The 26588-nt window shown below is 66.8% G+C and carries 29 protein-coding genes; 16 read left to right on the top strand and 13 right to left on the bottom strand.

Annotated elements, in window-relative coordinates:
• Nucleotides 1-102: 102 nt before the first annotated feature.
• Together ASE89_RS06390 and ASE89_RS06385 are read right to left on the bottom strand one after the other, a co-directional pair.
• Nucleotides 103-861, bottom strand: a complete 759-nt coding sequence (locus ASE89_RS06390) for an SDR family oxidoreductase (protein WP_056674909.1) — start codon at nt 859-861, stop codon at nt 103-105.
• Nucleotides 862-923: 62 nt separating this feature from the next.
• On the bottom strand, nt 924-1805 hold the full coding sequence (locus tag ASE89_RS06385; RefSeq protein ID WP_056406445.1) for an alpha/beta fold hydrolase: 882 nt from the start codon (nt 1803-1805) through the stop codon (nt 924-926).
• A 37-nt stretch (nt 1806-1842) separates the two neighbouring features.
• Here ASE89_RS06385 and ASE89_RS06380 point away from each other — a divergent pair, with 37 nt between their 5' ends.
• Both ASE89_RS06380 and astD read left to right on the top strand, forming a co-directional pair.
• Nucleotides 1843-3222 (top strand): protein adenylyltransferase SelO family protein, encoded by a 1380-nt coding sequence (locus tag ASE89_RS06380; protein WP_056674906.1) that lies wholly within the window; start codon nt 1843-1845, stop codon nt 3220-3222.
• Between the two features lie 69 nt (nt 3223-3291).
• Nucleotides 3292-4704 (top strand): succinylglutamate-semialdehyde dehydrogenase, encoded by a 1413-nt coding sequence (astD, locus tag ASE89_RS06375; protein ID WP_056674904.1) that lies wholly within the window; start codon nt 3292-3294, stop codon nt 4702-4704.
• A gap of 63 nt (nt 4705-4767) precedes the next feature.
• Here astD and ASE89_RS06370 read toward each other — a convergent pair whose 3' ends face one another.
• Entirely contained in the window at nt 4768-6585 is a 1818-nt protein-coding gene (locus tag ASE89_RS06370; protein ID WP_056674902.1) for a DUF885 domain-containing protein, read from the bottom strand.
• Nucleotides 6586-6784: 199 nt separating this feature from the next.
• Between ASE89_RS06370 and cobA the strand changes: the two genes are divergently transcribed.
• The 5 genes from cobA to ASE89_RS06345 all read left to right on the top strand — a co-directional run bounded on the left by cobA (nt 6785) and on the right by ASE89_RS06345 (nt 10955).
• Nucleotides 6785-7573 (top strand): uroporphyrinogen-III C-methyltransferase, encoded by a 789-nt coding sequence (cobA, locus tag ASE89_RS06365; protein ID WP_056674900.1) that lies wholly within the window; start codon nt 6785-6787, stop codon nt 7571-7573.
• Entirely contained in the window at nt 7570-7866 is a 297-nt protein-coding gene (locus ASE89_RS06360; protein ID WP_031395828.1) for a DUF2849 domain-containing protein, read from the top strand. The genes cobA and ASE89_RS06360 overlap by 4 nt, the downstream gene beginning before the upstream one ends.
• 279 nt (nt 7867-8145) lie before the next feature.
• Nucleotides 8146-9777 carry a nitrite/sulfite reductase gene (locus ASE89_RS06355; protein WP_056674898.1) on the top strand — a complete coding sequence of 544 codons (1632 nt, stop codon included), beginning with the start codon at nt 8146-8148 and terminating at the stop codon, nt 9775-9777.
• Nucleotides 9770-10210, top strand: a complete 441-nt coding sequence (locus ASE89_RS06350; RefSeq protein ID WP_031395826.1) for a DUF934 domain-containing protein — start codon at nt 9770-9772, stop codon at nt 10208-10210. Before ASE89_RS06355 ends, ASE89_RS06350 begins: the two co-directional genes overlap by 8 nt.
• A complete protein-coding gene (locus ASE89_RS06345; RefSeq protein WP_056674896.1) occupies nt 10203-10955 on the top strand; it encodes a phosphoadenylyl-sulfate reductase in 753 nt (250 codons plus the stop codon). Before ASE89_RS06350 ends, ASE89_RS06345 begins: the two co-directional genes overlap by 8 nt.
• A 41-nt stretch (nt 10956-10996) precedes the next feature.
• Here the strand turns inward: ASE89_RS06345 and ASE89_RS06340 are convergent, their stop codons facing one another.
• Nucleotides 10997-12487, bottom strand: a complete 1491-nt coding sequence (locus ASE89_RS06340) for a replicative DNA helicase (protein WP_031395824.1) — start codon at nt 12485-12487, stop codon at nt 10997-10999.
• A gap of 143 nt (nt 12488-12630) precedes the next feature.
• On the opposite strand from ASE89_RS06340, the gene ASE89_RS06335 reads away from it, so the two are divergent.
• The 3 genes from ASE89_RS06335 to ASE89_RS06325 are packed head-to-tail and all read left to right on the top strand — an operon-like array spanning nt 12631 to nt 14261.
• A complete protein-coding gene (locus ASE89_RS06335) occupies nt 12631-13113 on the top strand; it encodes a UPF0262 family protein (protein ID WP_031395823.1) in 483 nt (160 codons plus the stop codon).
• A gap of 9 nt (nt 13114-13122) precedes the next feature.
• On the top strand, nt 13123-13800 hold the full coding sequence (locus ASE89_RS06330) for a GH25 family lysozyme (protein ID WP_031395822.1): 678 nt from the start codon (nt 13123-13125) through the stop codon (nt 13798-13800).
• Nucleotides 13797-14261, top strand: coding sequence for a cytidine deaminase (locus tag ASE89_RS06325; RefSeq protein WP_056674894.1), 465 nt, complete (start codon nt 13797-13799; stop codon nt 14259-14261). The genes ASE89_RS06330 and ASE89_RS06325 overlap by 4 nt, the downstream gene beginning before the upstream one ends.
• 7 nt (nt 14262-14268) lie before the next feature.
• On the opposite strand, the gene ASE89_RS06320 is transcribed toward ASE89_RS06325, so the two are convergent.
• Complete coding sequence (locus tag ASE89_RS06320; protein ID WP_082451300.1) at nt 14269-15822, bottom strand: porin; 1554 nt, start codon at nt 15820-15822, stop codon at nt 14269-14271.
• 119 nt (nt 15823-15941) lie between these two features.
• Between ASE89_RS06320 and dcd the strand changes: the two genes are divergently transcribed.
• Complete coding sequence (gene dcd / locus ASE89_RS06315) at nt 15942-16496, top strand: dCTP deaminase (protein ID WP_031395819.1); 555 nt, start codon at nt 15942-15944, stop codon at nt 16494-16496.
• A 93-nt stretch (nt 16497-16589) separates the two neighbouring features.
• Here the strand turns inward: dcd and ASE89_RS06310 are convergent, their stop codons facing one another.
• The 5 genes from ASE89_RS06310 to ASE89_RS06290 form a co-directional block, all read right to left on the bottom strand.
• Nucleotides 16590-16937 carry a tetratricopeptide repeat protein gene (locus ASE89_RS06310; RefSeq protein WP_235516361.1) on the bottom strand — a complete coding sequence of 116 codons (348 nt, stop codon included), beginning with the start codon at nt 16935-16937 and terminating at the stop codon, nt 16590-16592.
• 232 nt (nt 16938-17169) lie between these two features.
• Nucleotides 17170-17598 (bottom strand): ExbD/TolR family protein, encoded by a 429-nt coding sequence (locus tag ASE89_RS06305; protein ID WP_031395817.1) that lies wholly within the window; start codon nt 17596-17598, stop codon nt 17170-17172.
• Between the two features lie 33 nt (nt 17599-17631).
• Nucleotides 17632-18111, bottom strand: a complete 480-nt coding sequence (locus tag ASE89_RS06300) for an ExbD/TolR family protein (RefSeq protein WP_031395816.1) — start codon at nt 18109-18111, stop codon at nt 17632-17634.
• A gap of 92 nt (nt 18112-18203) precedes the next feature.
• Nucleotides 18204-18998: a MotA/TolQ/ExbB proton channel family protein gene (locus ASE89_RS06295; protein ID WP_031395815.1), complete on the bottom strand. Its 795-nt coding sequence runs from the start codon at nt 18996-18998 to the stop codon at nt 18204-18206.
• Between the two features lie 51 nt (nt 18999-19049).
• Nucleotides 19050-19730, bottom strand: coding sequence for an energy transducer TonB (locus tag ASE89_RS06290; protein ID WP_056406249.1), 681 nt, complete (start codon nt 19728-19730; stop codon nt 19050-19052).
• A 254-nt stretch (nt 19731-19984) separates the two neighbouring features.
• On the opposite strand from ASE89_RS06290, the gene ASE89_RS06285 reads away from it, so the two are divergent.
• A complete protein-coding gene (locus tag ASE89_RS06285) occupies nt 19985-20944 on the top strand; it encodes a hypothetical protein (protein ID WP_236701627.1) in 960 nt (319 codons plus the stop codon).
• A gap of 24 nt (nt 20945-20968) precedes the next feature.
• Here ASE89_RS06285 and ASE89_RS06280 read toward each other — a convergent pair whose 3' ends face one another.
• Nucleotides 20969-21259: a Rossmann fold domain-containing protein gene (locus ASE89_RS06280; protein WP_056674892.1), complete on the bottom strand. Its 291-nt coding sequence runs from the start codon at nt 21257-21259 to the stop codon at nt 20969-20971.
• Between the two features lie 4 nt (nt 21260-21263).
• Complete coding sequence (locus ASE89_RS06275) at nt 21264-21635, bottom strand: dihydroneopterin aldolase (RefSeq protein WP_056674890.1); 372 nt, start codon at nt 21633-21635, stop codon at nt 21264-21266.
• Nucleotides 21636-21773: 138 nt separating this feature from the next.
• Here ASE89_RS06275 and ASE89_RS06270 point away from each other — a divergent pair, with 138 nt between their 5' ends.
• The 4 genes from ASE89_RS06270 (at nt 21774) to ASE89_RS06255 (ending at nt 24727) form a co-directional block, all read left to right on the top strand.
• Nucleotides 21774-22283, top strand: a complete 510-nt coding sequence (locus tag ASE89_RS06270) for a GNAT family N-acetyltransferase (RefSeq protein ID WP_056674888.1) — start codon at nt 21774-21776, stop codon at nt 22281-22283.
• A gap of 76 nt (nt 22284-22359) precedes the next feature.
• On the top strand, nt 22360-22950 hold the full coding sequence (locus ASE89_RS06265; protein WP_082451250.1) for a DUF1285 domain-containing protein: 591 nt from the start codon (nt 22360-22362) through the stop codon (nt 22948-22950).
• Nucleotides 22947-23543: a CoA pyrophosphatase gene (locus tag ASE89_RS06260; RefSeq protein WP_056674883.1), complete on the top strand. Its 597-nt coding sequence runs from the start codon at nt 22947-22949 to the stop codon at nt 23541-23543. The genes ASE89_RS06265 and ASE89_RS06260 overlap by 4 nt, the downstream gene beginning before the upstream one ends.
• Complete coding sequence (locus tag ASE89_RS06255; RefSeq protein WP_056674882.1) at nt 23534-24727, top strand: CCA tRNA nucleotidyltransferase; 1194 nt, start codon at nt 23534-23536, stop codon at nt 24725-24727. The genes ASE89_RS06260 and ASE89_RS06255 overlap by 10 nt, the downstream gene beginning before the upstream one ends.
• A 4-nt stretch (nt 24728-24731) precedes the next feature.
• Here the strand turns inward: ASE89_RS06255 and ASE89_RS06250 are convergent, their stop codons facing one another.
• Nucleotides 24732-26408, bottom strand: coding sequence for a putative bifunctional diguanylate cyclase/phosphodiesterase (locus ASE89_RS06250; RefSeq protein WP_056674873.1), 1677 nt, complete (start codon nt 26406-26408; stop codon nt 24732-24734).
• Nucleotides 26409-26588 lie beyond the last annotated feature (180 nt).

Here is a 26588-nt window from a genome sequence, read left to right as displayed (position 1 = left end):
GCCCGCCCCCTCCCGTTCGCCCTGAGCGAAGTCGAAGGGCATGCCCCGAGCGCAGGTGCTTCGACTTCGCTCAGCCCGAACGGGAGGGGGTGAACAATGGTGTTATTCCCCCTCCAGCGCGCGGGGCACGATCACGAGCTGCTGGATCACACTGCGTGTCGGCTGCGTCAGCAGGAACTCGACGCCCGCGGCGATGTCTTCGCCGCGCAGCATCTGCTCCGCCGCGATCATTTCCCGCTGCTTCTCGTCGGGCACGTCGGGATATTGCATGTTCGAGCCGACCTTGCCCGGCTCGATCAGCGACACCCGGATCCCCTTGGGCCCCAGCTCGCGACGCAGCGCCTCGGCGAAACCGGCGATACCCGACTTGATCCCCGCATAGACGGTCGAGCTCGGCCCGAGGATATGCGCGCTGAGCGAACCGATCAGGACCAGGTCGCCGATCGGCGTCATCCGGTGCGCAGCATGATGCGCGCTGAGCAGATAGGCTGTGAAATTGACCGCGATCGCGTAGCGCAGCGCGTCCTCGTCCATCTGCGTCAGCCCGCCCGCGGCGATCGAGGCGTTGATGACGGTGATGTCGAACCCGCCCAGATACGCCTCGCCCGCATCGAAAAAGGCGCGGACCTTGTCCGGATCGGCAAGCTCGGTGACTATCCCGTCGCCTTCGCCGACCGCGCGGATGCAGACGAGCGCGTCCTCGAGATGACCCGCATCGTGACCGCAGATATAGACTTTGGCGCCCCCCGCCGCGAGAAGCACCGCGATCGCCCGGCCGATCCCTGTCGTCCCCCCCGTGATGATCGCGCGTCGACCCTCGAGGGAGCGATGATTCACATGAAGGTCGGCGGGTGCGGTCATAAGCTGTTCCGGTCATCGAGCAGGCGGGACGAGGCGTCGCTGCGACGCCCCGTCCCCGTCCCCTAGGCGCGGACAGCATCCCCCTCAAGCACCTGCGCCAGCAGGTCGTCGATCGGCGCCTGGACGATCGGCTCGCTCAGCGTCGGGGCATGACCGACCCCGGGCACGGTGACGAGCGTCGCGCGGTCGAGCGAGGCGACCATCCGATCCGCGATCGCGGCCGACAACAGGTCGGATCGGCCACCGCGCACGATCAGCGTCGGGATCTCGCGCAGGCCCGCCAGCGCCTGCCACATGTCCGGCCCGGCCTCGCTGCCCGGCACGCGGAACGGTTCGGCGATCTTCAGGTCGTAATCGAGCACGATCCGGCCCGAGCTGTTGAGCCGGTAGATGCGCTTGGCCATCGCCAGCCAGTCCTCGATCGTCCAGTCCGGATAGACGTCGGCATTACTCTCCGACACGCAGCGCGCGGCATGCATCCAGGTCGGAAAGACGCTTGCCTTGCCGACATAGCCGCGGATCCGCGACAGGCCCTGCGCGTCGATCTCGGGGCCGACATCGTTGAGCAGCGCGGCTGCGATTCGCCCGCGCGCCGGCCCCGCCATCAGCATCGTGACGATCCCGCCGAGTGACGTCCCGAACGCGACGAAACGGTCGATGCCATGCTCGGCCAGCAACGCCTCGACATCCTGCACATAGGTCAGCGGGACATAGGACATCGGATCCTTGGCATAGGCGCTCTCGCCGCGTCCGCGGAAATCGATCCCGATCAGCCGCCAGCGTCCCGCCAGCCGCGCCGCCAGCGCATCGAAATCGCGCGCGTTCCGCGTCAGCCCGGGCAGGCACAGGATCGGCGGACGGCCATCGCCGCCGCCCGGATAGTCGCGTGCGTGCAGCCGCAGCCCGTCCCTGGACCACCAATAGAGGTTTTCGTAAGCGGCCATGGTTGCGTCCTTCGGGTAGCGGCCACCATATCGCCGCATGCCCATCGACCCGCAAGCCTTCCCCGCCTATCGCCCCGAAACCACGTTGCTCGACCTCGGCGACCCGTTCTTCGATCCGGTCGCGGCGGCCGATTTTCCCTGCACCCAGCTCCGCTTCCGCAACGATCGCGCCGCCGCTCAGGTCGGTCTGGCGACGCTCGACGACGACGAATGGACCCGGCATTTCGGCCGGTTCGCGCCGTTGCCGGACACGCTGCCCGGGCCGCTCGCCTTGCGCTATCACGGTCATCAGTTCCGCAATTACAATCCCGATCTGGGTGACGGGCGCGGCTTCACCTTTGCCCAGATGCGCGACGATCGCGGCCGCCTGATGGATCTCGGCACCAAGGGGTCGGGGCAGACGCCGTGGAGCCGCGCGGGCGATGGCCGGCTCACCCTGAAAGGCGGCGTGCGCGAAATCCTCGCGACCGAGATGCTCGAGGCGCTGAACGTCCCGACCTCGCGCACGCTCTCGCTGATCGAAACCGGCGAGGACCTGCAGCGCGGCGACGAGCCGAGCCCGACCCGCTCCGCGGTCATGGTCCGGCTCAGCCACAGCCATGTCCGGATCGGCACGTTCCAGCGCCTTGCCTATCATCGCGACGAGGACGCCCTGCGCCGGCTGGTCGGCTATACATTGCGCAACCTGTTCGACGAGGACGGGAACGGGGAAGGCGACGATCCGGTCCGCCTCCTCGCGCTCGTCGTCGCGCGGACCGCGCGGCTCACGGCGCGCTACATGGCGGCGGGCTTCGTCCACGGCGTGCTCAATTCGGACAACGTCAACGTCACCGGCGAAAGCTTCGACTATGGCCCGTGGCGGTTCGCGCCGACCTGGGACCCGGGTTTCACTGCCGCCTATTTCGATCATCAGGGGTTGTACGCCTTTGGTCGCCAGCCCGAGGCGATCCACTGGGACGTGATGCAGCTCGCGGTATCGCTGCGCACGATCGCCGAGAGCGATCCGCTGATCGCCGCGCTCGACGGCTTCGGCCCCGCCTATCAGGCGGAGGTTGGCGCGGCGATCCTGTGGCGGCTGGGCGTCCGCCCGCGCAATCCAGATAGCGACCGCGCGCTCGTCCAGGCGACCGAACGCGCGTTGCGGACCAGCGGGGCGGGTATCGACCGGTTCTTCTTCGACGCGTTCGGCGGCGATCTTCCCGCGGGCTACGGTCCCGAATGGGACGAGGTCCGCGCCGCGCTTGGCGACTATGCCGCGCGCAAGGATCGCACCCATCCCTATTGGTCGGGCACGCCGTGCAGCCTGCTGATCGACGAGGTGGAATCGATCTGGGCGCCGATCGCCGACGCCGACGACTGGAGCCGTCTTACCGCGAAGGTCGCGGCGATCCGGGCGATGGGCGACGCTCTTGCCTGATCGCGGGTGCCGCGGCCGACGGTGCGGCGGGTGGTGGAAACTCTTCTAAAATTGGGGCAAGAGCCCGATATGGCCGATGAGATCCTCTCCTATGAACCCGCAACCGGTACGCTGTTGTGGCGTCACCCGATCGGGGATGTCGATACCGAAGTGGCGACCGCGCGGTCGGGCTGGGCCGGCTGGGCGTCCAAGCCGCTCGCGTTCCGGATCGAGACGATGCGCCGGTTCGCCAATGTCGTCCGCCAGCGCAACGATGCATTCACCGACCTGATCGCGCGCGAGACGGGCAAGCCGATCTGGGAAGCGCGCGGCGAGGTCGAGACGGTGATGGCCAAGGTCGACATCTCGGTCAGCGCCTATGCCGAACGCACCGCGCAGCGCCGGATGGAGGCGCCGATGAACAGCCGCGTCGCGCTGCGCCACAAGCCGCACGGCGTGCTCGCGGTGCTCGGCCCCTATAACTTCCCGGCACACCTGCCCAACGGCCACATCGTCCCCGCCCTGATCGCCGGCAACGCGGTCGTCTTCAAGCCGTCCGAGAAGACCCCCGCATCGGGCGCGTTCCTCGTCGAGTGCTACCGCGCCGCGGGTGTGCCCGAGGATTGCATCCGGCTGCTCGTCGGCGGCCCGGCGGAGGGCAAGGCGCTGGCCGCGCATCCCGATATCGACGGCCTGCTCTTCACCGGATCGGCCCAGACCGGCCTCGCGCTCAACCGCGCCTTTGCCGAGAAGCCCGAGAAGATCCTCGCGCTCGAAATGGGCGGCAACAACCCGATCATGGTCTGGGACACGCCGGACCTGCACACCGCGGCGGTGCTCGTCGTCCAGTCCGCCTTCACCACCGCCGGCCAGCGCTGCACCGCCGCGCGCCGGCTGATCGTCCAGGAACGGCTCGCCCAGCCGCTGCTCGACACGATCGAGCGGATGATCGCGCGGATCATCGTCGACGAGCCGCATGCGAACCCGGCGCCGTTCATGGGCCCGGTGATCGACAATCAGGCGGCGGACCAGCTCACCGAGAGCTTTCTCGAGCTGCTGATGCGCGGCGGCCGCCCGATCCGGCATCTCGAACGCCCGGTCGATACGCTGCCCTTCCTCCGCCCGGCGATGATCGACGTCACCGACATGGCGGAGCGCCCCGATCTCGAGCTGTTCGGGCCGATCCTGCAGGTCTTCCGCACCGATGATTTCGACGCCGCGATCGCCGAGGCGAACAACACTCGCTATGGCCTGTCCGCCGCGCTGATCAGCCAGACGCCCGCGCTCTACGACCGGTTCTGGGCCAATATCCGCGCCGGGATCGTCAACTGGAACAAGCCCACCAACGGCGCCTCGTCGGGCGCGCCGTTCGGCGGCGTCGGCTGGTCGGGCAACCACCGCCCCAGCGCCTATTACGCCGCCGACTATTGCGCCTATCCGGTCGTCAGCAGCGAATCCGAAAGCGCGCGGGCCAGCATCGGCATCGGCCTGCGCGACGGCTGAGGCGCGTAGCGGCCCCCAAAGCTGAACTGAAATCCTCCCCCGCCAGGGGGAGGATCATGAGGCTTACTTCGCCCCGCCCAACCAGTCGTCGATCTTCTTCTCCAGCACCGGCATCGGCAGTGCGCCCGTATCGAGCACCTGCGCATGGAACGCGCGCGGATCGAATGCGGCACCCTGCGCCGCCTGCGCCTTGGCCTTCATCCTGAGGATCGTCAGCTGGCCGATCTTGTACGCCAGCGCCTGCCCGGGAATCGAGATGTAGCGCTCGACCTCGGCGGTCGCGTCGGTCCGCCCCATCGGCGAATTGGCGAGCATATAGGCGATCGCCTGGTCGCGGCTCCACCCCTTGGCGTGGATGCCGGTATCGACGACCAGCCGCATCGCGCGCAGCATCTCGTCATTCAGGCCGCCCATCCGCTGATAGGGATCGCTTTCGACGCCCAGTTCCTTCCACAAGGTCTCGGCATAGAGCGCCCAGCCCTCGACATAGGCGGTGTTGCCGCCGAACCGGATGAACGCGGGCAGCGCGACATTCTCCTGCGCCAGGCTGATCTGGTAATGATGCCCCGGCACCGCCTCGTGCAGGTACAGCGTCTCCATCCCCCACAGATACCGCGTCGGCAGATCATAGGTGTTGTAGTAGAAGATCCCCGGCCGCGTGCCGTCGGGGGTCCCCTGCTGATACGACCCCGCCGCATCCGTCTTCGCGCGGAAATCGGGCACTGCACGGATCTCGAGCGGACTTTTGGGTACCAGCGAGAATTGCGTCGCGATCCGCGCGTTGACCCGCTTGCCGATCGCCTCATAGCCCTCGCGCACCGCCGCCGCCGACTTGGGCTGGAAGCGGGGATCCGTGCGCAGATGATCGAAGAACGCCGCCAGCGTGCCCTTGAACCCGACCGCAGCTTTCTGCACCTCCATCGCCTGCGTGATCCGCGCGACCTCCGACAGGCCGAGCTGATGGACCGCCTCGGGCTCGAGCGGCAGCGTCGTGCTGTCCTCGATCCGCTGCGCATAGAGCGCGGCCCCGCCCGGCAGCGCCGACAGCCCGACCGTGTCGCGCGCCTTGGCGAGATATTCGTTCGCGAGGAAGTCGCGCATCCGGACATGCGCGGGATTGATCACCTCGCGCACCTGCTTGGCATAGGCCGCGGTCAGGCGCGTGCGGTCGGCCGCCGGGATCGACGCGGGGAACATCGTCACCGGCGCGTAGAAGGTCGACTTCTCGACACCCTCGGCGATCAGATTGTCGAACTGCCCGATCATGTTGCGCACGACCAGCTTGGGCTGGGTCACGCCCTTCGCCATCCCCTCGCGGAACCGCGCGATCGCCCGGTCATAGACCGCGGCATAGCCCGCATTGCGCCGCAGATTGTTCTCGTAATCCGCGACCGTCTTGAACGGCGCGCCACCCTTGCCCGACGCGAAATCGGGATAGAAGGTCTGGAACCCGCCGAAATGGCTGAGCGGCAGCAACCGGTCGATCGCGACCAGGTTCGGCGCGAACCCGCGCAGTGCAACCTCGCGGCCGTTGCGGAACACGTCATAGGCGATCTGGTCGACGCGGGTCAGCTTGCTGCGGTCGATCGCGGCGATCGCAGCCAGGTCCTGCTCGACGTTGCGCTTGTCCTGCGCGGTGCGCGCATCGGTCAGATATTCGCCGAAGCGATCGGCATAGCGCATGTCGCCGCGGAAGATGGCCTGCAGCGGATCGTTCTTCAGATCGCGCTCGTCGCTCGCATAGAAAAGCTGCTTGAGCTTTGCATCCTCTGGGCCGTCGCCGGCGATCGGCGCGGGCGGCGGCAGCGCCTGGCTCAACACCGGCACCGCGCCGATGAAGGTGGTCGCCAGCAACATGGCGGCAAGGCAGGTCAGGCGCATTATCGAAGTTCCCCATCGCGTCCGGGTTACCCGGTTCGTCGCGCCTTCCTATCGCGCGGATTCCGCCGCCACCAGCCCGTGACCGGGGCCTGCGAACGTTTCCGGCGTTGGCACCCGCGCCGCGTGGGAAAGCAGGACTAGCCCCGGGGCAAATAATGCTGGGCTCGCCAACCGCCCGCCCAGAGCCCATCTTCCTGACATGGTAAGCTTGCTAGACCCCGGTGCCCGCGGGCGCGTCATCCTCGTCGGGGCGGGGCCCGGCGATCCCGGTCTGCTGACCGTGCGTGCGGTCGCCGCGCTCGAGATCGCCGACGTCGTCGTCCATGACGGGCTGATCGATCCGCGCGTGCTCGACATCGCGCCGCCTGCCGCCCAGCGCATCTCGGTCGCCAAGCAGCGCGCGCGCCACACGCTGCCGCAAGAGGCGATCAACGCGCTGATCATCGCGCATGTGAAGACCGGCGCGATCGTCGTCCGGCTGAAGGGCGGCGATCCGTTCGTGTTCGGTCGCGGCGGCGAGGAGGTCGAGGCGGTGCGTGCCGCAGGCCTGCCGGTCGAGGTGATCCCCGGGGTCTCCGCCGCGCTGGGGTGCGCGGCCGAGGCAATGCTGCCGCTGACCCACCGCGATCATTCGAGCGCGGTCAGCTTCGTCGCGGGCCAGTGCAAGGGTCTGACCGAACAGGACTGGTCGGGCCTCGCCGGCCAGGGTCGCACGCTCGTCATCTACATGGGCATCGCGACCGCGACCGATATCGCCGACAAGCTGATGACCGATGGCGTCGCGCCCGACATGCCGGTTGCGGTGCTCGAGCGCGGCACGCTATCGGGCAGCCGTGCGATGCGGACCCTGCTCGCCGATCTCGGCCCGATGGTACAGCGCGAGGCGGTGAAGAGCCCCGCGATCATCGTCGTCGGCGAGGTCGTCGAACTCTCCGACGCGCAGGACAAGCTCGCCCGCTGGGCACGAATTGCAGAGGCCGCCGCATGAAGCTCCTGACCGGAAACGACCTTCCCACCGGCGACGTGATCTGGTGGACCGGCGATGGCTGGTCGCGCCATATCGAGGATGCGGCCGATGTCGGCGTCGCGGGTGAATCAATCCTCCAGGCGGAGGAAGGCGCACGCCGCGTCAACGTCCCCTATCTGATCGAGGCGACCGCGACCGCAGACGGCCCCCGCCCTGCGCACATCAAGGATCGCATTCGTGCGCTAGGTCCGACGATGCGGCCCGACCTGACGCTCAAGCCGGCCGATCCGGCTGCGGGGAGTTGGGTGATATGATTCACGCAAAGGCGCGATGGCGCGAAGAGAGCAGTGAGAAGGTGGTTCGCGCGGAGGCGCGGAGGCGCGGAGGTGTTGCGCTCGCCGCGCAGCGGCCTTCACAATCACTAGTCGCGACAGGGTCGATACCCGCTAGCGCGGGAGTTCCCTCTCCTTTCTCCTCCGCGTCTCCGCGTCTCCGCGCGAACAAAATTCTTCTGAATCTCTTCGCGCCATCGCGCCCCTTCGGCTTCGCTCAGGACAGGCTCCGCGTGAACCAAATTCTACCGGGAACCCCCCATGTATAAGTACGACGAATACGACCAAGCCATCGTCGACCAGCGCGTCGACGAGTTCCGCGACCAGGTCCGCCGCCGCCTTTCGGGCGAGCTGACCGAGGACCAGTTCAAGCCGCTGCGCCTGATGAACGGCCTGTATCTCCAGCTGCATGCGTACATGCTGCGCGTCGCGGTGCCCTACGGCACGCTCGACGGCCGGCAGATGCGGATGCTCGGCCACATCGCGCGCAAATATGATCGCGGCTACGGCCATTTCACGACGCGGCAGAACATCCAGTTCAACTGGATCCAGCTCGATCAGACCCCGGACATCCTCCAGGAGCTGTCGACGGTCGAGATGCATGCCATCCAGACCTCGGGCAACTGCATCCGCAACATCAGTTCCGACCAGTTCGCCGGCGCCGCCGCGGACGAGGTCGCCGATCCGCGCCCTTGGGCCGAGCTGATCCGTCAGTGGAGCACGTTCCATCCCGAATTCACCTACCTCCCGCGGAAGTTCAAGATCTGCGTGATCGCGGCGGACGAGGATCGCGCGGCGATGCGGCTGCACGACATCGGCATCGGTCTGCACGTCCGCGACGGTGAACTCGGCGCGAAGATCTATGTCGGTGGCGGCATGGGCCGCACGCCGATGATCAGCCACGAGATCCGCGATTTCGTCCCCGCCGACGACCTGATGAGCTATCTCGAGGCGTGCCTGCGCGTCTACAATCGCTACGGTCGCCGCGACAATATCTACAAGGCGCGGATCAAGATCCTGCTGCACGAGATCGGCCCCGACGAATATCGTCGCCAGGTCGAGGAGGAATTCGCCGCGGTGAAGGGCCTCGGCCTCGATCCGCCGCGCGCCGAGCTGGAGCGGATCACGAGTCATTTCGGCGCGCCCGCATTCGACGAGGCCGCGTCCACCGAAATCGACCGCAGCGATCCCGACTTCGCCGTCTGGCTCGACCAGAACGTCAAGGCGCACAAGCAGCCGGGCTATGCGATCGTCAACATCAGCCTGAAGCCCGTCGGCGGCATCCCCGGCGACGCGTCGGCGGACCAGATCGACGTGATGGCCGATCTCGGCACGCGCTACAGCTTTGACGAACTGCGCGTGACGCATGCGCAGAACATCGTCCTGCCGCACGTCCGCATGGCCGATCTGCACGCCGTGTGGTCGACGCTGAGCGAGGCGGGGCTGGCCGAGGCCAATCTCGACCTGATCAGCGACATCATCGCCTGCCCCGGCCTCGATTATTGCAGCCTCGCCAATGCTCGCTCGATCCCGCTCGCGCAGAAGATCGCGACGCGCTTCGGCGATCTCGGCCGGCAGCGCGAGCTGGGCGAGCTCAAGCTCAAGATCAGCGGCTGCATCAACGCCTGCGGGCATCACCATGCCGGCCACATCGGCATCCTCGGCGTCGACAAGAAGGGCACCGAGAATTACCAGCTCTCGCTCGGCGGATCGGGCGCGGAGGATGTGAGCCTCGCCAAGATCACCGGCCCCGGCTTCTCGGAGGATGGCGTCGTCGACGCGATCGAACGCGTTACCGACCGCTATCTCCAGGTCCGTGACCCCGGCGAGCGCTTCCTCGACACCTATCGCCGCGTCGGCTTCGAGACGTTCAAGGAGGCGATCTATGGTTGAGTATCCGGACCAGACGCTGCTCCGATTCCGCGATGACGAGCCGCATGACGAGCCTGCGGTGACGCTCGATTCGTTCATCGGCCAGAGCAACGCGGCCGCGGTCCGGCTGGAGGCGGGCGACGATGCGCGCGCGCTGCTGCCCCAGATCGACCAGCTCGCGCTGATCGAGGTGAGCTTTCCCGGCTATCGCGACGGCCGCGGCTATTCCGCGGCGCGGATCCTGCGCGAGGCGGGCTATACCGGCGAGCTGCGTGCGGCGGGCGACGTGCTCGTTGACCAGATTCCGCTGATGCGCCGCTGCGGCTTCGACAGCTTCGCGCCCGAGGCCCCGATCGATATCGACGTGCTCCGCGCCAGCCTCGCGCGCTACGACACGCCCTATCAGAAGGCCGCGGACGGCGCCGTGCCGGTCTGGAAGCTGCGCCATGGGTGAAGCGCTCCGCCGGATCGACACGATCGACGTCACCCCCGCCTTTACGAAGGCGGATGCACAGGCGATGCAGGACCGGTTCGCCGGCGTTCCTGCGGCGCAGATGCTGCGCGAGCTGCTGACCGGCGAGCTGGCCGGGCGGATCGCGTCGGTCTCGTCCTTCGGTGCCGAATCGGCGGTGCTGCTGCACATGGTCGCGCAGGTCGATGTCGACGTGCCGGTGGTCTTCACCAACACGCAGAAGATGTTCGGCGAGACGCTCGCCTATCGTGATGCGCTCGCCGAACGGCTGGGCCTCACCGACCTGCGCGTGTTCAGACCCGATCCGCGGCTGCTGGCGATCAAGGATCGGGCGGGCGAGCGCTGGTCTTATGACCCCGATGGCTGCTGCGACCTGCGCAAGGTCGAGCCGCTGCGCCGCGCGCTCGCGCCGTTCGACGCGTGGATCTCGGGGCGCAAGGGCTTCCAGTCGGGCACGCGCACCGCGCTGCCGCGGTTCGAGGAGGATGAGGGCCGGTTGAAGATCAACCCGCTCGCCGACTGGGACAAGGCCAAGCTCGACGCCTATTTCGGCGAGCATGACCTGCCGCGGCATCCGCTCGAGGCGCAGGGTTATCTCTCGATCGGCTGCGCGCCCTGCACGACCAAGGTCGCCCCCGGCGAGGATCCGCGCGCGGGGCGTTGGCGCAGTTTCGACAAGGTCGAATGCGGCATCCACGCCCCCGGGGGTTACGACCCGATCATCTGATCCGTGTCCCTCTCCCCGTGGGGGAGAGGAACGCCAGAGTTTCAATACTCCGCCAGATCCGAGAACTTCGTGATCGTCGGATCGAACTTCATCCGCACCTTGCCGGTCGCGCCGTGGCGCTGCTTGGCGATGATCAGCTCGGCCAGGCCATAGACGCGCTCCATCTCGGCCGCCCACGATGCGTGATCCTCGAAGATCTTCGCGCTGTCGCCTTCGGCCGGGCGCTTGGGCTCCTTCGACGCGACGTAATAATCCTCGCGGTACACGAACCAGACCATGTCGGCGTCCTGCTCGATCGACCCGGATTCGCGAAGATCGGACAGCATCGGCGTCTTGTCCTCGCGGCTTTCGACCGCGCGACTCAGCTGCGAAAGCGCCAGCACCGGGACGTTCAGGTCCTTCGCCAGCGTCTTCAGCCCGCGCGAAATCTCCGAGATTTCCTGAACGCGGTTGCCGTCCTTGCTCTTGCCCGACCCCGACAGCAGCTGGAGATAGTCGACCACCACCAGCCCGATCTCGTTATTGTGGCGACGCTGCAGCCGGCGGACGCGCGTGTGCAGCGCGCCGATCGACAGACCGCCGGTATCGTCGATGAACAGCGGCAGATTCTCGAGCTCGGCCGCCGCGGCCGCAAGCTGCGCGAACTCGGTGCGGCTGATCTTGCCCATGCGGAGCGATTCGGACGAAATCTGCGACTGCTCGGCGAGAATACGCGTCGCCAGCTGATCCGCGGACATTTCGAGGCTGAAGAAGGCAACCTTCGCGCCGACCGAATCCTTCGGGGCGATCCCGTCGGCCATGTCGCGCATCCAGCGCCGCGCGGCGTTGAACGCGATGTTGGTGGCGAGCGACGTCTTGCCCATGCCCGGACGCCCGGCCAGGATCATCAGATCGCTGTGGTGCATGCCGCCGATCTTGGCGTTGATCGAGTCGATACCCGTCGTCACGCCCGACAAATTGCCGCCCGAGTTGAGCGCCCGCTCGGCCATCTTGACCGCCGCGGTGGTCGCCTGCGCGAACGTCTTGACCGAGTTCTCCGCCCCGCCATCGGCGGCGACCTTGAACAATTCCTCCTCGGCGAGTTCGATCTGCGCACGCGGATTGACCTCCTCCGAGGTGTCCATCGCGCGGTCGACCAGGGTGCGGCCGACCGAGACGAGCGCACGCAGCATCGCCAGGTCATAGATCTGCTGCGCGAACTGGCGCGCACCGATCAGCCCTGCGCCGCTGCCCGTGAGGCCGGCCAGATAGGCGGGGCCGCCCAGCTCGCGCATGCCCTCGTCCGCGTCGAACATCGGCCGCAGCGTGACCGGCGTCACCAGCATGTCGTTGCCACGCAACGTCTTGATCGCGGCGAAGATGCGCCCGTGCACGGGTTCGAAGAAATGCGTGGGTTCGAGCTTGTCGACCAGATCGTCGGCGAGCCGGTTGTCGATCATCATTGCGCCGAGCATCGCGGCTTCGGCCTCGACGTTGCGGGGAAGCTGCTGTGGTTCGGCCACGGCGGGGACGGGGAATGCGAGGGTTGCCATACTGCGTTCTACGCACTGCGCGCGATCGCTCCAAGCCAACTGCGCCAGAATGATGGGGATAAGTCGACCAGCCAGCCGCGATCGGCGACCGCCGGTGCAGGCGACAAGTGACACGCGTTACGACCATCGCTATCGCACATGGCATGGCCGACCCGCGGATCATCGACATACAGCTCGACGAGCGCACGATTGCGTGGCGTTCCGCGGATATCGAGCAGGAACGCCGGATCGCGATCTTCGACCTGATCGAGGGCAATTATTTCGCGCCGCAGCGCCAGCATGCCGATGGCTATGCCGGCCCGTACCGCATCAGGCTCGAGACGGAGGAAGGCCGTCTCGGCATTCACATCCATCGTGAGGACGACACGCATCTTGAGACACTGGTGCTCGCGCTCGGCCGTTTCCGCCGACCGATCAAGGACTATTTCGCGATCTGCGACAGCTATTACCAGGCGATTCGCCAGTCCTCGCCTGCGCAGATCGAAACCGTTGACATGGCCCGTCGCGGCGTCCACAACGAGGCCGCCGAGCTGCTCAAGGACCGGCTGTCGGGCAAGATCGAGGTCGATTTCGACACCGCCCGCCGGTTGTTCACGCTCATCTGCGTCCTTCATCTGCGTGGCTGAGCAACGCTGATGGCCACGACATTGCTGAAGCTTGCGACCCTGCTGTTCGGCACGGGCGGCATCGCGATTGGCGGCTGGGCCTATGCGACGCAGTGGCATCCCGCGACCGAGACCTATCCGCTGCAAGGCGTCGACCTAGGTGAAAATCCCGCGCCGGTCGAATGGGGAACGGTGCGCGCGCGCGGCGTCGACTTCGCCTATATCGTCGCGACCTCGGGCAAGGATCGCCGCGATCCGGCATTCGAGGCGAACTGGGCGGCGCTTCCCGAAGCCGGGCTGCGGCGCGGCGCGGTGCATATCTATTCGCTGTGCCAGCCTGCGGTCGAACAGGCGAACGCGTTCAATACCTTCGTACCCGCCGCCGCCGATGCGCTGCCCGTCGCCGTCGATGTGCAGTTCCGTGATGATTGCGTCGCCCGCCCTGAAAAGGCCGCGCTGGTCGCCGATCTGACGCGCTTCGTGACGATGGTGGAGACGCATACCGGCAAGCCTGTCCTGCTGCGGATCGGCAAGTCGGTCGAGGGCAGCTATGCGTTGTCGGCGGCACTGCCGCGGCCGGTCTGGGCGATGGCCAATCTGCTCAAGCCCGATTATGCGGCACGGCCATGGCGAATGTGGCGCGCGAGCAATTTTCGGCGTGTCGAGGGAATCGAGGGACCGGTGAACTGGGACGTGGTGGCAGGATGAACGATGGTTTCGATACCGATCAGGCAACCCGCCTGATCGCCGCGGCGCGCGACGCCGCGCGTCACGCGCATGCGCCCTATTCGCGATTCGCGGTCGGCGCCGCGGTGCTGCTCGACGACGGCAGCGTGATCACCGCCGCCAATTTCGAGAATGCGAGCTACGGCCTGTCGCTTTGCGCCGAAACCGTCGCGCTGGCGACCGCAAGCGCGCAGGGCCGCCTGCGTGACGTCGTTGCGATCGGCGTGATCGGCGGCGCGATGGATGCGGACGGCATCGCCACCGGCCTCGCCCCGGTGAGCCCCTGCGGACGGTGCCGCCAGGTGATCAACGAGGCGGCGCAGATGGGCGGGCGCGATCTCCCCGTGCATTGCGGCGCGGCGCAGGGCGAGGCTGTCCGCAGCTACCGCCTGTCGGACCTTCTCCCCGATGCGTTCGGCCCGGCGGACCTCGGGATCGGCTGAGCCGCGGTCAGTAGTTGAACTGCAGCTGCGTGCGGATCAAATCGCCCTCCGCCCGGCCCTCGCGGCGTTCGTCGGCCTCGCGCCGTGTCATCCGCGCATAGGCGACGGTCAGCTCGATCGGCGGGGTCGGCTGGAACTCGATCCCCAGCTCGAACTCGTCGGTCTCGAGCCGCGGCGCGTTGGGCAGCGCCTTCCACCCGCCGCGATAATATTGCCGGCGCGCATAGGGCATGAACGGACCGAGCGGCGACGACCGCACACGCGCCATCGCCTGGACATAGCCGCCGTTCAGCCGCTTGGTCGTAATCGACTGTGACGCGTCGTCATATTCGGGGCCGCGGCCCCAGTTCCACTCCGCCTGGAACCCGAAGGGCTGCGGATAGAGGATCGCGTGGACGCCGAGCCGCTCGTCGGCAAAGCTCGTGTCGCTGACCCCGCCGCTGCGCAGTTCGGGCTGGACGCGATTACGGATGGCCGCCGCGCCGACCTCCAACACCTGTCCGCTGAACGCCCCGCCAAGCCCGTCGAGCGCGAACGGCCAGGTCGCCATCGCCACCGTCATCGCGCCGTCATTGGTCTCCGAACGGCTGATCCCCTGGCCGTTATACACGCCGAGCGCGAACGCGCCGTAATTGCCGAACAGTTTCTGGCCGTCCTCCTCGAGGCGATCCCAGATCCGTTGCACGCCGGTGGGCGTGTAATAGGCGACGATGCCCAGATCGCGCTCCCCGGGGACCGCGCTGTTGATCCCGTCGCTGCGATCGATCGTGATGCGATTCGACGAGGACTGCATATTCTCCCAGCCGAAGGGCACCTTCGACTGCCCGAACCGCAGCCGGAAGCGGCGATCTGCGTCGAGGAACGTGTCGACATAGGCGTCGCGCAGCTGGGCAAAGCCCTCGCGCCGCTCGCCGCCCGACTGGTTGCTGACGTTCACCGCGAAGTCGGGCTGGAGATAGAAGGACACACGGTCGGTCAGATCGCCCTGCAGGACCAGCCGGACGCGGCGGAGCGAGAAGCCCGTATTGTCGCCGATGCTGCCGTCATGCACTGATCGCAACCGCGACTGGCCGTCGGGCGCGGTGCGATCGCCCGACACGATCTCGTTGAACCGCATCTGCGTATAGCCGCGGATCGCGATGCGATCATACCAGGCGCGCTTCGGCTCAGGCGTCGCCGCGGCCAATTGCGTCGATGGCGCGACCGCGGTTGCCGGCTTGGGCGCCGGGGCGGGCGCAGGCGTTGCCGCAACCGCGACCGGCGCAGTGGCTGCCGCGGGGGCTGGCGTCGTGACCGGCGCCGCCTGAGCAATCGGTCCGTTCTGCGCGGCTTTGAGCTCGGCGATCGTCGCCTTCAGTTCGTCGATCTGGCGTTGCAGGTCCTGCACCGACTGCGCCTGCGCCGCCGTACCCGACAGCGCGATCGATCCTACCAGCGCAATCCGCGCATGGCGGCTGGCGCGGCGCGCGCGGATCGCGGCGCGGTTCCGCTCGTCATCATGGTCCGGAAGCTGTGGCTCGACGGACGTACCGCGCGGAAAAGGCTGCCGAATCTGGTTCATGCCGCGCCCCATGACCGCCCGACACGCCGGCTGCAACGGCAAAAACGCTCTCCGCGTGCACGCGCTCTTGCCGCCATCGACCATCCGCGCGAAAGCAGCGGCGAAAAGGGGAATGTCTCATGTCCGTCATGTCCGACCGCTGGATCCGCGAACGCGCGCTGGGCGATGCGATGATCGAGCCATTTCACGAGGCGCAGCGCCGCGATGGCTGTATCAGCTACGGGCTGTCCTCCTATGGCTATGACGCGCGCGTCGCCGACGAGTTCAAGATCTTCACCAATGTCGACAGTGCGATCGTCGATCCGAAGAATTTCGATGCGAACAGCTTCGTCGACCGCAAGACCGATGTGTGCATCATCCCGCCGAACAGCTTTGCGCTGGCGCGGACGGTCGAATATTTCCGCATCCCGCGCGACACGCTGGTGATCTGTCTGGGCAAATCGACCTATGCGCGCTGCGGAATCATCGTCAACGTCACCCCGCTCGAACCCGAATGGGAGGGCCATGTGACGCTCGAATTCTCCAACACCACGCCGCTGCCCGCGAAGATCTACGCGAACGAGGGCGCCTGCCAGTTCCTGTTCCTGCGCGGCAACGAGCCGTGCGAGATCAGCTATGCCGACCGCGCGGGCAAATATATGGGCCAGCGCGGAGTCACCCTGCCCCGGCTCTGACCGCCTAAGGCGTCGACCGCGTGAGGTCGACGCCGGCTCTGCCTCACTACCGCAACCACAGGACCGGCGCCGGACGAGCGCAACGGCCTTCGCTTAGCGCGTGGCGATCTGCACCGGGGCCACGCCGAGCGCGCGCCGTGCCAGGTCATGCGACGAGGCCACCGCACCCGAGGGAAGGTCCATCGCGATGTCGCGGCGTTCGAGCACGCGCTTGTACAGCGCCCGTGCGTCCGCCTCGCGGCCCGTCCGCCGGTAAACCGCGGCAAGGTTGAGCATCAGTTCGGGGCGACCCGGATAGACCGCCTGTTCCGCCAGGATATGGCGTTCGGCCGCGGCCAGATCGCCCGACACGATCGCCTGGTAGCCATTCTGATCCGCTGCGAGCGCCGGCGCTGCCGCGCCGACAAGGGCAAGAACTACAAAGCCGAATTTGCGCATCATCCCGTCTCCATCGCCCTTCTGAGTCGAAAGGTTTCACTTTTGTGACACTGTTGTGTCACTTCGATGACTGGAGCGCAATATGGCATTTTTACGGATATCGCCCTGGCAAGGCCGTGAGGTGCGCGCGCGGCATGCCGACGCTCTTTCCGCCCCGGTGTCATGGACGTCGGACATGCAAAAGGGGCGGCCCTTGCGGACCGCCCCTGGCATCGTATCGATCGTGTCGCGTGACTTAGAAGTCGTTGCGATACTGCTCGTTACCGATGAAGCCGAGCTTCGTGATCGAAGACCGCTTCACGACGGCAAGCGTGCGATCGACGACTTCGTACCGCGCCTGCGGGTCCGGCTGGAAGTGAAGTTCCGGCTCGGGGTTCATGCCCGCGGTCTGGTCCAGATACTGGCGCAGCGTCACCTCGTCGACCGGCGACCCGTTCCAGGCCACCGTGCCCGATGCGTCGATCGAGATCTTGTTCTTCTCGGGGTCGATCGGGTTCTGCGGCGGGTTCTTGCTGTTGACCGGAAGGTCGACCTTGACCGCGTGCGTCTGGATCGGGATCGTGATGATGAACATGATGAGGAGAACGAGCAGGACGTCGATCAACGGCGTCATGTTCATTTCCATCATCGGCCCGTCATCTTCTTTGCCGCCGCCCATTGCCATTCTATACTACTCCTAAATACGTCCGAGCGATCGTCAGCGTTCGGTGGTGCCGCCGGGGGGCGGCTCGGAGATGAAGCCGACGCGGGCGAAGCCGGCGCGCTGCATCGTGTAGATCGTGCCGCCGATGCACTTGTACGGCGTGTTCACGTCGCCGCGAATATGCGCCTCGGGCAGCTCAAGACCTGCGGCATTCACGCCACCCTGACGGTCGATCTCGGTCTTCAGCTTGGCGACCGCGCGATCGAGCAGCTCGGTCGAGGTGACCGGGGTCATGTTCCAATACACAGCACAGCTGCCATCGCCATTTGTCGTCACCGACAGCGAGACATTTTCGGGCTTGGTCGTGGTCGGATCAAATTTGACCTCGGGGAGCTTCAGCTGCACCGCCTGGACCGCGACGGTCGTCGTCACCAGAAAGATGATCAGGAGCACGAGCATGACGTCGACCAGCGGCGTCGTATTGATGTCCGATATCGATTTCTCGGTGGAATCGCCACCAACACTCATCGCCATGTGCGAACTATCCTATTCTTTTATCGCCACCGGCACCGCCGGCGGGAAGGAAGCGGAGCTGCCGCGAACGGCAGCCCCGCCTTTCTCGCGTCTTAGTTAGCGCGCGGCACGCCACCGGTCTGACCGGCAGTCGTGGTCGCCGTGGCAGGCTTGGCCACAACCGGCTTGACGCCCGAAGCGGTGATCGGACGCACGGCACCGTTCGATGCCAGGAAGCCGAGCACGTCGTTCGAGAAGGCCGACAGGTCCTCTGCGATCGACTTGTTGCGACGCTGCAGCCAGTTGTACGACAGCACGGCAGGAACCGCGACGACGAGACCCAGTGCGGTCATGATCAGTGCTTCACCGACCGGCCCTGCGACCTTGTCGATCGATGCCTGACCCGATGCACCGATCTTCACGAGTGCGCGGTAGATGCCGATAACCGTACCGAACAGACCGATGAACGGCGAAACCGAACCGACCGTTGCGAGGAAGGCGAGACCGCCACCCAGCTTCGAGTTGATCGCAGCTTCCGAACGCGCGAGCGAACCGTGCAGCCAGTCATGCGCCTCGACCGGATCGGTCAGCTTCGAATGCTGCTCCTGAGCGGCCAGGCCGTCGTCGACGATCTGCTTGTAGGCCGAGTTCTTCTCGAGCTTGGCCGAACCTTCGCGAAGGCTATTCGACGACCAGAAGGCCTGACGGACGCGCTTGCCCTGACCGATGATCTTCTGCTGCTCGAACAGCTTGGAGAACAGGATGTAGAACGAAACCACCGACATCAGCACCAGAATGCCGAACACGGTCTGGGAGATGAGACCGCCTTCGCGAAGTGCCGCTTCGAGGCCGTACGGGTTGGCTTCGGCTGCTGCGGGCGCCGCCGCGGCAAGGATAGTGGTGAACATGGTCGGATGATCCTCTTAAGATTCGTTGGTCTAAGTGCGCCGAGACGCAGATTAATTTTCCGGCAACGTCCACCGGATACGCTGCGTCGCACTCGAACGCATCGGGTTCCCGGCCTGATCGAGCGCCGGCGAGTAGCGACCGCGTCGCGTCATCGCAGCACAGGCTGCCCGATCGAGAGCAGGCGAACCGCTCGACGACGTCACGGTGCAGTTCTCGACACGACCCTGGGCATTAATGTCCCAGCGCATCGCGACCGCACCCTGTTCGCCGGCACGGATCGCGCTCGGCGGATAGTCGTCCTGGCTCACCCATGTCGCCGGATTACCCTTGGCGCCCGCGGCCTTGCTGACCGTCGGTGCTGCTGGCGGGGCCGGCGGCGCTGGCGGCGCGGGAGGCGCCGGCGGTGCCGTTGGCTGGCTCAGCGGGATGATGTTCGACGTCGTGATCGCCGGAGCGGGCGACGGCGTAACAACGACCGGCGGCGGCACGACGACGGTGGTCGGCGGCGGCGGCAGGTTGGGCTGGTCAGGCGGCGGCGGCGGCGGCTCGTCGGGCGGAGGCGGCGGTGGCGGCGGCTCCACGTCGAACGTGTTTAACTTTTCGGTGGCCTTTTTCACGTATTGAAACGCGAGGCCGGTGACGAAAGCATAGCCCAAGGCAGCATGAATCAGCGCGACGATGACGATCGCGACGATTTTGCCTGAGGACATCTTCTGGTCAACATAGGCCATTCAGCAACGACACTCCCTTATTCTGTCTGCCTTCACGCAGTCGCGCATGGGGGCAGGCGCAACGCAAACGTGTGCCGTGAAGCAAAAATTCCACGCGGCAGTGCGCAATGTCTATCGCCACGCCATGCGACACGCAAACGCTTTGTCGGACGCAACAAACGTACAAGCGTATGATGGCAATTTTATTTCTGTAACGTTCATGCGCCATCGCGTAGCCCATGGCGATGACATCCCCACGTTCCATCGCACCGCTCATGACCCTGTTCGCCGTCATCGCCGCGGCCCCGATCGTTGCGCAGACGGCCCCCCCTCCGCAGCCCGTGCCGACCGCGCCGCAGCAAAACAGCGCCGGCGACTCGACGACGCTGACCCCCGAACAGCTTGATCGGCAATGGGAAGGCGCGCGCGATGCAGCGCCCGCTGGAGCGGCTGGCGCGGAGCCGGCCCAGCCCGCGGCCGCCGACCAGGGTGCCGGCTATGCGGACCTTGCGGATCTCGTTCTCGCCGCGCCGGTGATCGCCGACGCGACGATTCGCTCGACCGCGCGGATCAAGGGCGTAGAGGCGGCGGACGTCGCACCCGGGCTCGTCCGGATCTATGTCGAGGCCGACGTAACCGCGCTGATTCGCGGCAGTGGTGGTGTGGCCCCAAGACTCGGTTATCTGCTTGATGTTGCACCGGATTCCAACGGTCGACTGCCAAAGCTGAAAAAGGCGCGCGTGCTGCTGTTTGCACGTACCGCCGGAACATCGACCGCCCAGATCCAGCTCGTCGCGCGCGACGCGCAACGCGACTGGACGCCGGCCCTCGACGCGCAGGTCCGCCGCATCGCCCGCGAGGTGCTCGCCGCCGACGCGCCGCCCGTCATCACCGGGATCGGCAACGCCTTTCACGTGCCGGGAGCCCTGCCCGGCGAAGGCGAAACGCAGATCTTCCTGACCACTTCGGATCAGCGCCCCGTCTCGCTGTCGATCCTGCGGCGGCCCGGCGAGCAACCCCGCTGGGCGGTCGCGCTGAGCGAGATCGTCGACGAGGCCGCGGCCCCCCCGCCGCGTGGTTCGCTGTTGTGGTACCGGCTAGCCTGCGCGCTTCCCGCCGCCATGCCGGATCGCAGCGTCGCGTCGATGGCAGCCACCGACGCGGTGATCGCGCGCGAGGATTATCAGTTCGTTCTGCGTGCGCTCGGCCCCTGCGGACGTAGCCCGCGGCGCTGACCGGACCACCGAGCGAGGGTCCGCTCAGCGGATCTCGAGGATCTGCCCGGTCGTCGACAGGGCGGTCTCTAGGTAGCTGATCGCCACTTCGACATCGGCGGCTCGCGCCCCATTATGGGACAGGACGGCGTTGATTCGCGTCACCGGCGCCGCCTCGATTGCGAGCGGTGCGATCAACGCGCGGGCCAGGGCGGCAAAAAGCGAATCGCTGCTTTCGCGAATCACGACGACCAAGCTGTCGTCGTTGCCCAGCCGCGCGCGCGCATCGCGCACGCACGCCGCGATATCGTCACGCTCGCTCAAGATCAGCCGCACGATCTCACCGACGATGTCGCACGAGCGTCACGCCGATCGCCTCGCCCGCTTCGGCGATCGCCAGCTTGACGATCTTGACCGTGACCCGCTGAACACGCGCGTCCTGCAGGAACAGCGTCTCGCAGATATGGTCGGCAACCGCCTCGATCAGCGTGAAATGCACGCCCGTCGGCAAGGCCGTGGTCGCGGCGTGTTTCAGATCAAGATAGTTTTTCGACGCCGACAAGGGCGTGTCGGGATCGAACCGGCTCGGGCAGGTGAGATCGACGGTGAGCGAAATCCGCAGCGGCTGGGGCAGATGCGTCTCCTCCGAGTAGATTCCGGTGAGCACCTGCACTTCCATGTCGTGCACTTCGAGCTGAAGACTGTCTTGCATCGCCGCGCTCTAGCAGAGCCGCGACCGTAGGGAAGGCCCGGGGCGGACGCGGCGTTACGCCGGTTCCGCTTGCGTTCGGCGACGTGCTGCGTAAAGCGCGCGGCCCCGGACGTTCCTGCGCCGGCGCTGGAGAAGCCGGTGTTCGAACTCGTCCCCTTGAACGCCGTCCCGGATGCCGAGGTCGAGACGCTGCTCGACCGCGCGTTCGGGCAGGATCGTCATGGCCGGACCGCCTATATGATCCGCGGCGATGGAATCGCGATCCCGACGCTCAGCTTCGCCGCGGTGTCAGGCGACGTGCTGCTGGGCTCGATCCAGTGCTGGCCGATCGCGCTCATGACCGCGCAGGCGGCATTGCCGCTGGTGATGGTCGGCCCGGTCGCGGTCGCGCCGGGGCATCAGGGCGACGGCATCGGCCGTGCGCTGGTGGCGCGCGCACTCGAGGTCGCTGCGGCGAGCGATCTGGGCGACGCGCTGATGCTGATCGGCGATCCGGACTATTATGGCCGGTTCTTCGGCTTTTCCGCCGAGCGTACAGCCGCGTGGCAGGCACCGGGTCCGGTCGAACGTCACCGGCTTCTTGCACTGGGCGGGGCCGTACCCGACGACGCTGGAATGCTCGGCCCGCGCCCAGGCGCAGCCGGCTGACGACGCCGCAGCGCGGCCTGGCGCTTCGCCTGCCGCGAGACTTTACGAGAGGCCATGCGCACCCTACCTCGCGCTCATGCCTATGGACCCCCTCCCCGATCTTGCCTCGCTGAGCCTCGCCGAAATCGCCCGGCTCGCCGACGAGCAGAAACTGCCGCCGGTCGACAAATGGAATCCGTCGCATTGTGGCGACAGCGAGATGCGGATCGCGCGCGACGGGACCTGGTATCATCAGGGCACGCCGATCGGCCGCGAGGCGATGGTCCGGCTCTTCTCGACGATCCTCCGGCGCGAGCCATCGGGCGGCTATGTCCTGGTTACCCCGGTCGAGAAGCTCGACATCGTCGTCGAGGACGTCCCGTTCATCGCGGTCGAGGTGAAGATCGATGGCGAGGGTCCGGCGACCAGGCTGACCTTCCGGCTCAACACCGGCGATCTCGTCACCGCGGGCGCCGCGCACCCGATCCGCTTCGTCGAGGATGAAGACGGCCCGCGACCCTATCTGATGGTCCGCGGCGGGATGGAGGCGGTGGTCGCCCGGCCGGTCTATTACGAGCTCGCCGACCGCGCGATTGCCGGCGGCGAGTCGCCGGTTGGGCTGTGGAGCGACGGCCAGTTCTTCCCACTCGAACCCGCGATGCCGTCGCCCGAAGACATCGCCGCGTGACGCTCGCCGATCGGCTGCGCAGCGCGCTGTCGCGGGGTGTCGAGCCGGGCATGATCCTGCTGACCGGCGACCGTGACGACATCGATCTGCCGCCCGGCGATGCGGTGCTGCCCGCGGCGGTCCTGATCGCGGTGACCGATCGTGCCGAACCCGGCGTGATCCTGACCCAGCGTACCGAGACGATGCGCAAGCATGCGGGCCAGATCGCCTTTCCCGGCGGCCGGATCGATCCCGGCGAAGATATCGTCACCGCCGCGCTGCGCGAGGCCGAGGAAGAGATCGCGTTGCCGCGCGAACGCGTGACCGTCATCGGCCAGGCCGATACCTATCGCACCGTCACCGGCTTCCAGGTGACGCCGGTGATCGGCGTCATCCCCCCCGACCTCGTGCTTCACCCAAGCGAGGCGGAGGTGGCGAACGTGTTCGAGGTTCCGCTCGAGTTCCTGCTCGATTCGGGCAATCATGTCGAAGCCAGCGTCGAGTGGCAGGGCCATGAGCGGCATTATTACGAGATCATCTGGAACGACCGCCGCATCTGGGGCGCGACCGCGGCGATGATCGTCAATCTGAGGCGACGACTACAATGGGCATGAGCCTTCCCGACGCCGCCTGGCGGACGCGCCCCGGCCTCGCCGCGCTGACCGCCGTGCTGGGCAGCGCGTCGGCACAGTCGCGCTTCGTCGGCGGGGCGGTACGCGACACGCTGCTCGGCCTGACGCCTGCCGATACCGGCGCGATCGACATCGACATCGCGACGAGCCTTCCCCCGCAGGAGGTGCTCGAACGGCTTGAGGATGCGCGGATCCGCGCAGTTCCCACCGGGCTCGCGCATGGCACGATCACCGCGGTGACCGAGGGTGGAACCGTCGAGATCACGACGCTGCGCCGCGACGTCGCGACCGATGGGCGGCATGCGACGATCGCTTATACCGATGACTGGCGCGAGGATGCGGCGCGCCGCGATTTCACGATCAACGCGCTCTATGCCGATCCCGTCAGCGGTGAGATCTTCGACTATTTCGGCGGACTGGACGATCTTTCGGCAGGACGCGTCCGCTTCATAGGCGATCCGTTGCAGCGGATTGCGGAGGATCACCTGCGGATCCTGCGCTTCTTCCGCTTTCACGCCCGGTTCGGGACCGAGATCGACGCCGCCGGGCTTGAAGCGTGTACGGCCCGCGCGAACGACCTGATGGCGCTGTCCCGCGAGCGGATTGCTGCCGAACTGCTCAAGCTGCTCGTCGCCGCGCGCGCCGTCGCGGTGATCGCGCTGATGGTCGAGCGCGGCATCTGGCGTGCGGTGCTGCCCGAGATCGACGCCGACGGGGTCGCGCGGCTGGCCGCGCTGGTCGATCACGAACATGCCGCCGGCATTGCGCCCGATCCGATCCGGCGTCTGGCCGCACTGATTCCCGCCCGCGACGGCGATGTGGTCGCTGCACGGCTGAAACTGTCGAACACCAATCGCAAACGCGTCGTCGCGGCGACGCAGGGGATTGGCGACGAGGGCCCTCGCGCACTCGCCTATCGCCACGGCGTGGCTGGCGCGATCGACCGGTTGCTGATCGCAGGCGCGGACGTCGCACCGATTGCCGACTGGTCGCCGCCGGCATTTCCGATCAGCGGGGGCGCGCTGGTCGAACGCGGCCTGCGCAAGGGCCCCGACGTCGCGGCGATGCGCCGACGGATCGAGACGCAGTGGATCGCGGAGGGCTTTCCCGATCAGGCCAGAGTCGATGCGATCGCGGACAAGGCGGTCACCGAAACGCTCGCCTGAACCTTCAGGCCAGGATCGGCACCCGGCTGAAGATCGACTCGAACGCCTGAGCCGCCTCGAGCGGCCGCGCGAAGACATAGCCCTGGCCATAAGTGCATCCGAGCGCCGCGAGCGTCTGGGCCAAGTCGCCCGTCTCGATCCCCTCCGCGGTCGTCTGCATGTTGAGCGCCTGCGCGAGACTGAGGATCGCGCGGACGATCGACACCTTGTCGCGGTCCGCCAGCATCCCCGTCACGAAGCTCCGGTCGATCTTCAGCACATCGATCGGCAGTTTCTGGAGATAGGCGAGGTTGGAATAGCCGGTCCCGAAATCGTCCATGGCGAGCGTCGTGCCGAGATCCTTCAGCGCGTGCATCGCCTGCGCAATCCGGTCCGGGTCGGACACGATCGCACTTTCGGTCAATTCGAGTGTGAATCGATCGCCGCCGAGTCGCGAGCGAGACAGCGCCGACTCGACCACCGGCGCGATCGCGTCGCGCTGCAGCTGGATCGCGGACAAGTTCACCGCGACGCGAACGCCGCAATGCCCGCCGGCACGCACGTCCCACGCCGCCAGCGTCCGCGCCGCCGTATCGATCGCCCAGCGCCCCAGCGGAACGATCAGCCCCGATTCCTCGGCAACCGGAATGAACTGTGTCGGCGGGATCTCGCGACCATCCTCGTCGGTCCACCGCGCCAGCGCCTCGAACGCGACGATACGCCCGGTCGCAAGGTCGCAGATTGGCTGATAGGCGAGCCGCAGCCGATCATTCTCGATCGCGCGACGCAGTGCGGTCTCCATGCCGAACTGTTCGCGGGCGATCACGAATTCCTGGCGCTGATAGCATTCGGTCCGACCCGTCGCCTTGCCGCGCTTCACCGCGAACTGCGCGTGGCGGATCATCTCGGCGGTGTCGCCGGTCTCGTCCCGGCCATAGGCGATGCCGATCGAGCATTCGACCCGGATCTCGTAATCGGTCAGGCGGAACGGCGCGATCAGCGCGCGCTGGATCCGGTCGGCGAGACGCAGTGCCTCTGCGGGATCCTCGTCGATCGTCATCAGCACCGCGAACTGCCCGCCGCCGACCCGCGCCAGCGTATCGCGCACCCGCAGCGCGCCCTTGATCCGCCGCGCGACGGTAATCAGCATCTCGTCGCCGACCAGCGAACCCAGACACGCGTTCAGCCGCCCGAACCGGTCGATATCGATCGCCAGGACCGCGCGCGCGGTGTGATCCTCGACCGCCTCGACCAGATCCTCGAACCCTTCGCGGTTGAGCAGCCCGGTCAGGCTGTCGGTCGTCATCTCGCGTCGCATGCTGCGTTCGGTATGGATCTGCGAGGTCCGGTCGACGAAGCTCAGCGTGCACCGGTCGTGGATCGCTGCGCTGCTCCGCGCGATCGTCACGCGGTAATGCCGGCAATCAATCGTGTCGCCAAAGGCCCAGTCGAAGTCGAGTCGGGTCTGCGACGTCAGCAGAAAGGCGATGATCCGATCGCCCAGATCGGCGATCATGGGCGACCGCGTCGCGACGACGCCCAGCCCGGCCAGGCGATAGGCCCGATTCATCGCGAACAGCTCGAGCCCACCGTTCTCGAGCGTCAGGTGGACCATCGGAATCGGGCTCAGCTCGAGGCCGCGCGCGACGAGTTCAGCCGAGACGGTTGCCGGTTGTTCGGCCTCGTGAAGAACCCATTCCATAGTCCTGCCTAACCCGGCTTCGTTAAGGCCGCGTGAAATTTACAAAAGACCCAAAACGAGTACGATTATTTCAACGCCGTTTCAGACAGCCCGGCACCAGTCCGCAACGACCCGGCCGCTGGCCCCCGGTTTACCCTAGAGCCAGATCGCGATGGTCAGCACGCATCGCCATAGCATAGA

The organism is Sphingomonas sp. Leaf30, from assembly GCF_001422525.1.
GTDB lineage: Bacteria > Pseudomonadota > Alphaproteobacteria > Sphingomonadales > Sphingomonadaceae > Sphingomonas > Sphingomonas aerolata.
Note: the sequence above shows the minus strand (reverse complement) of the source record. Positions and strands in the feature narration are given on the sequence as shown.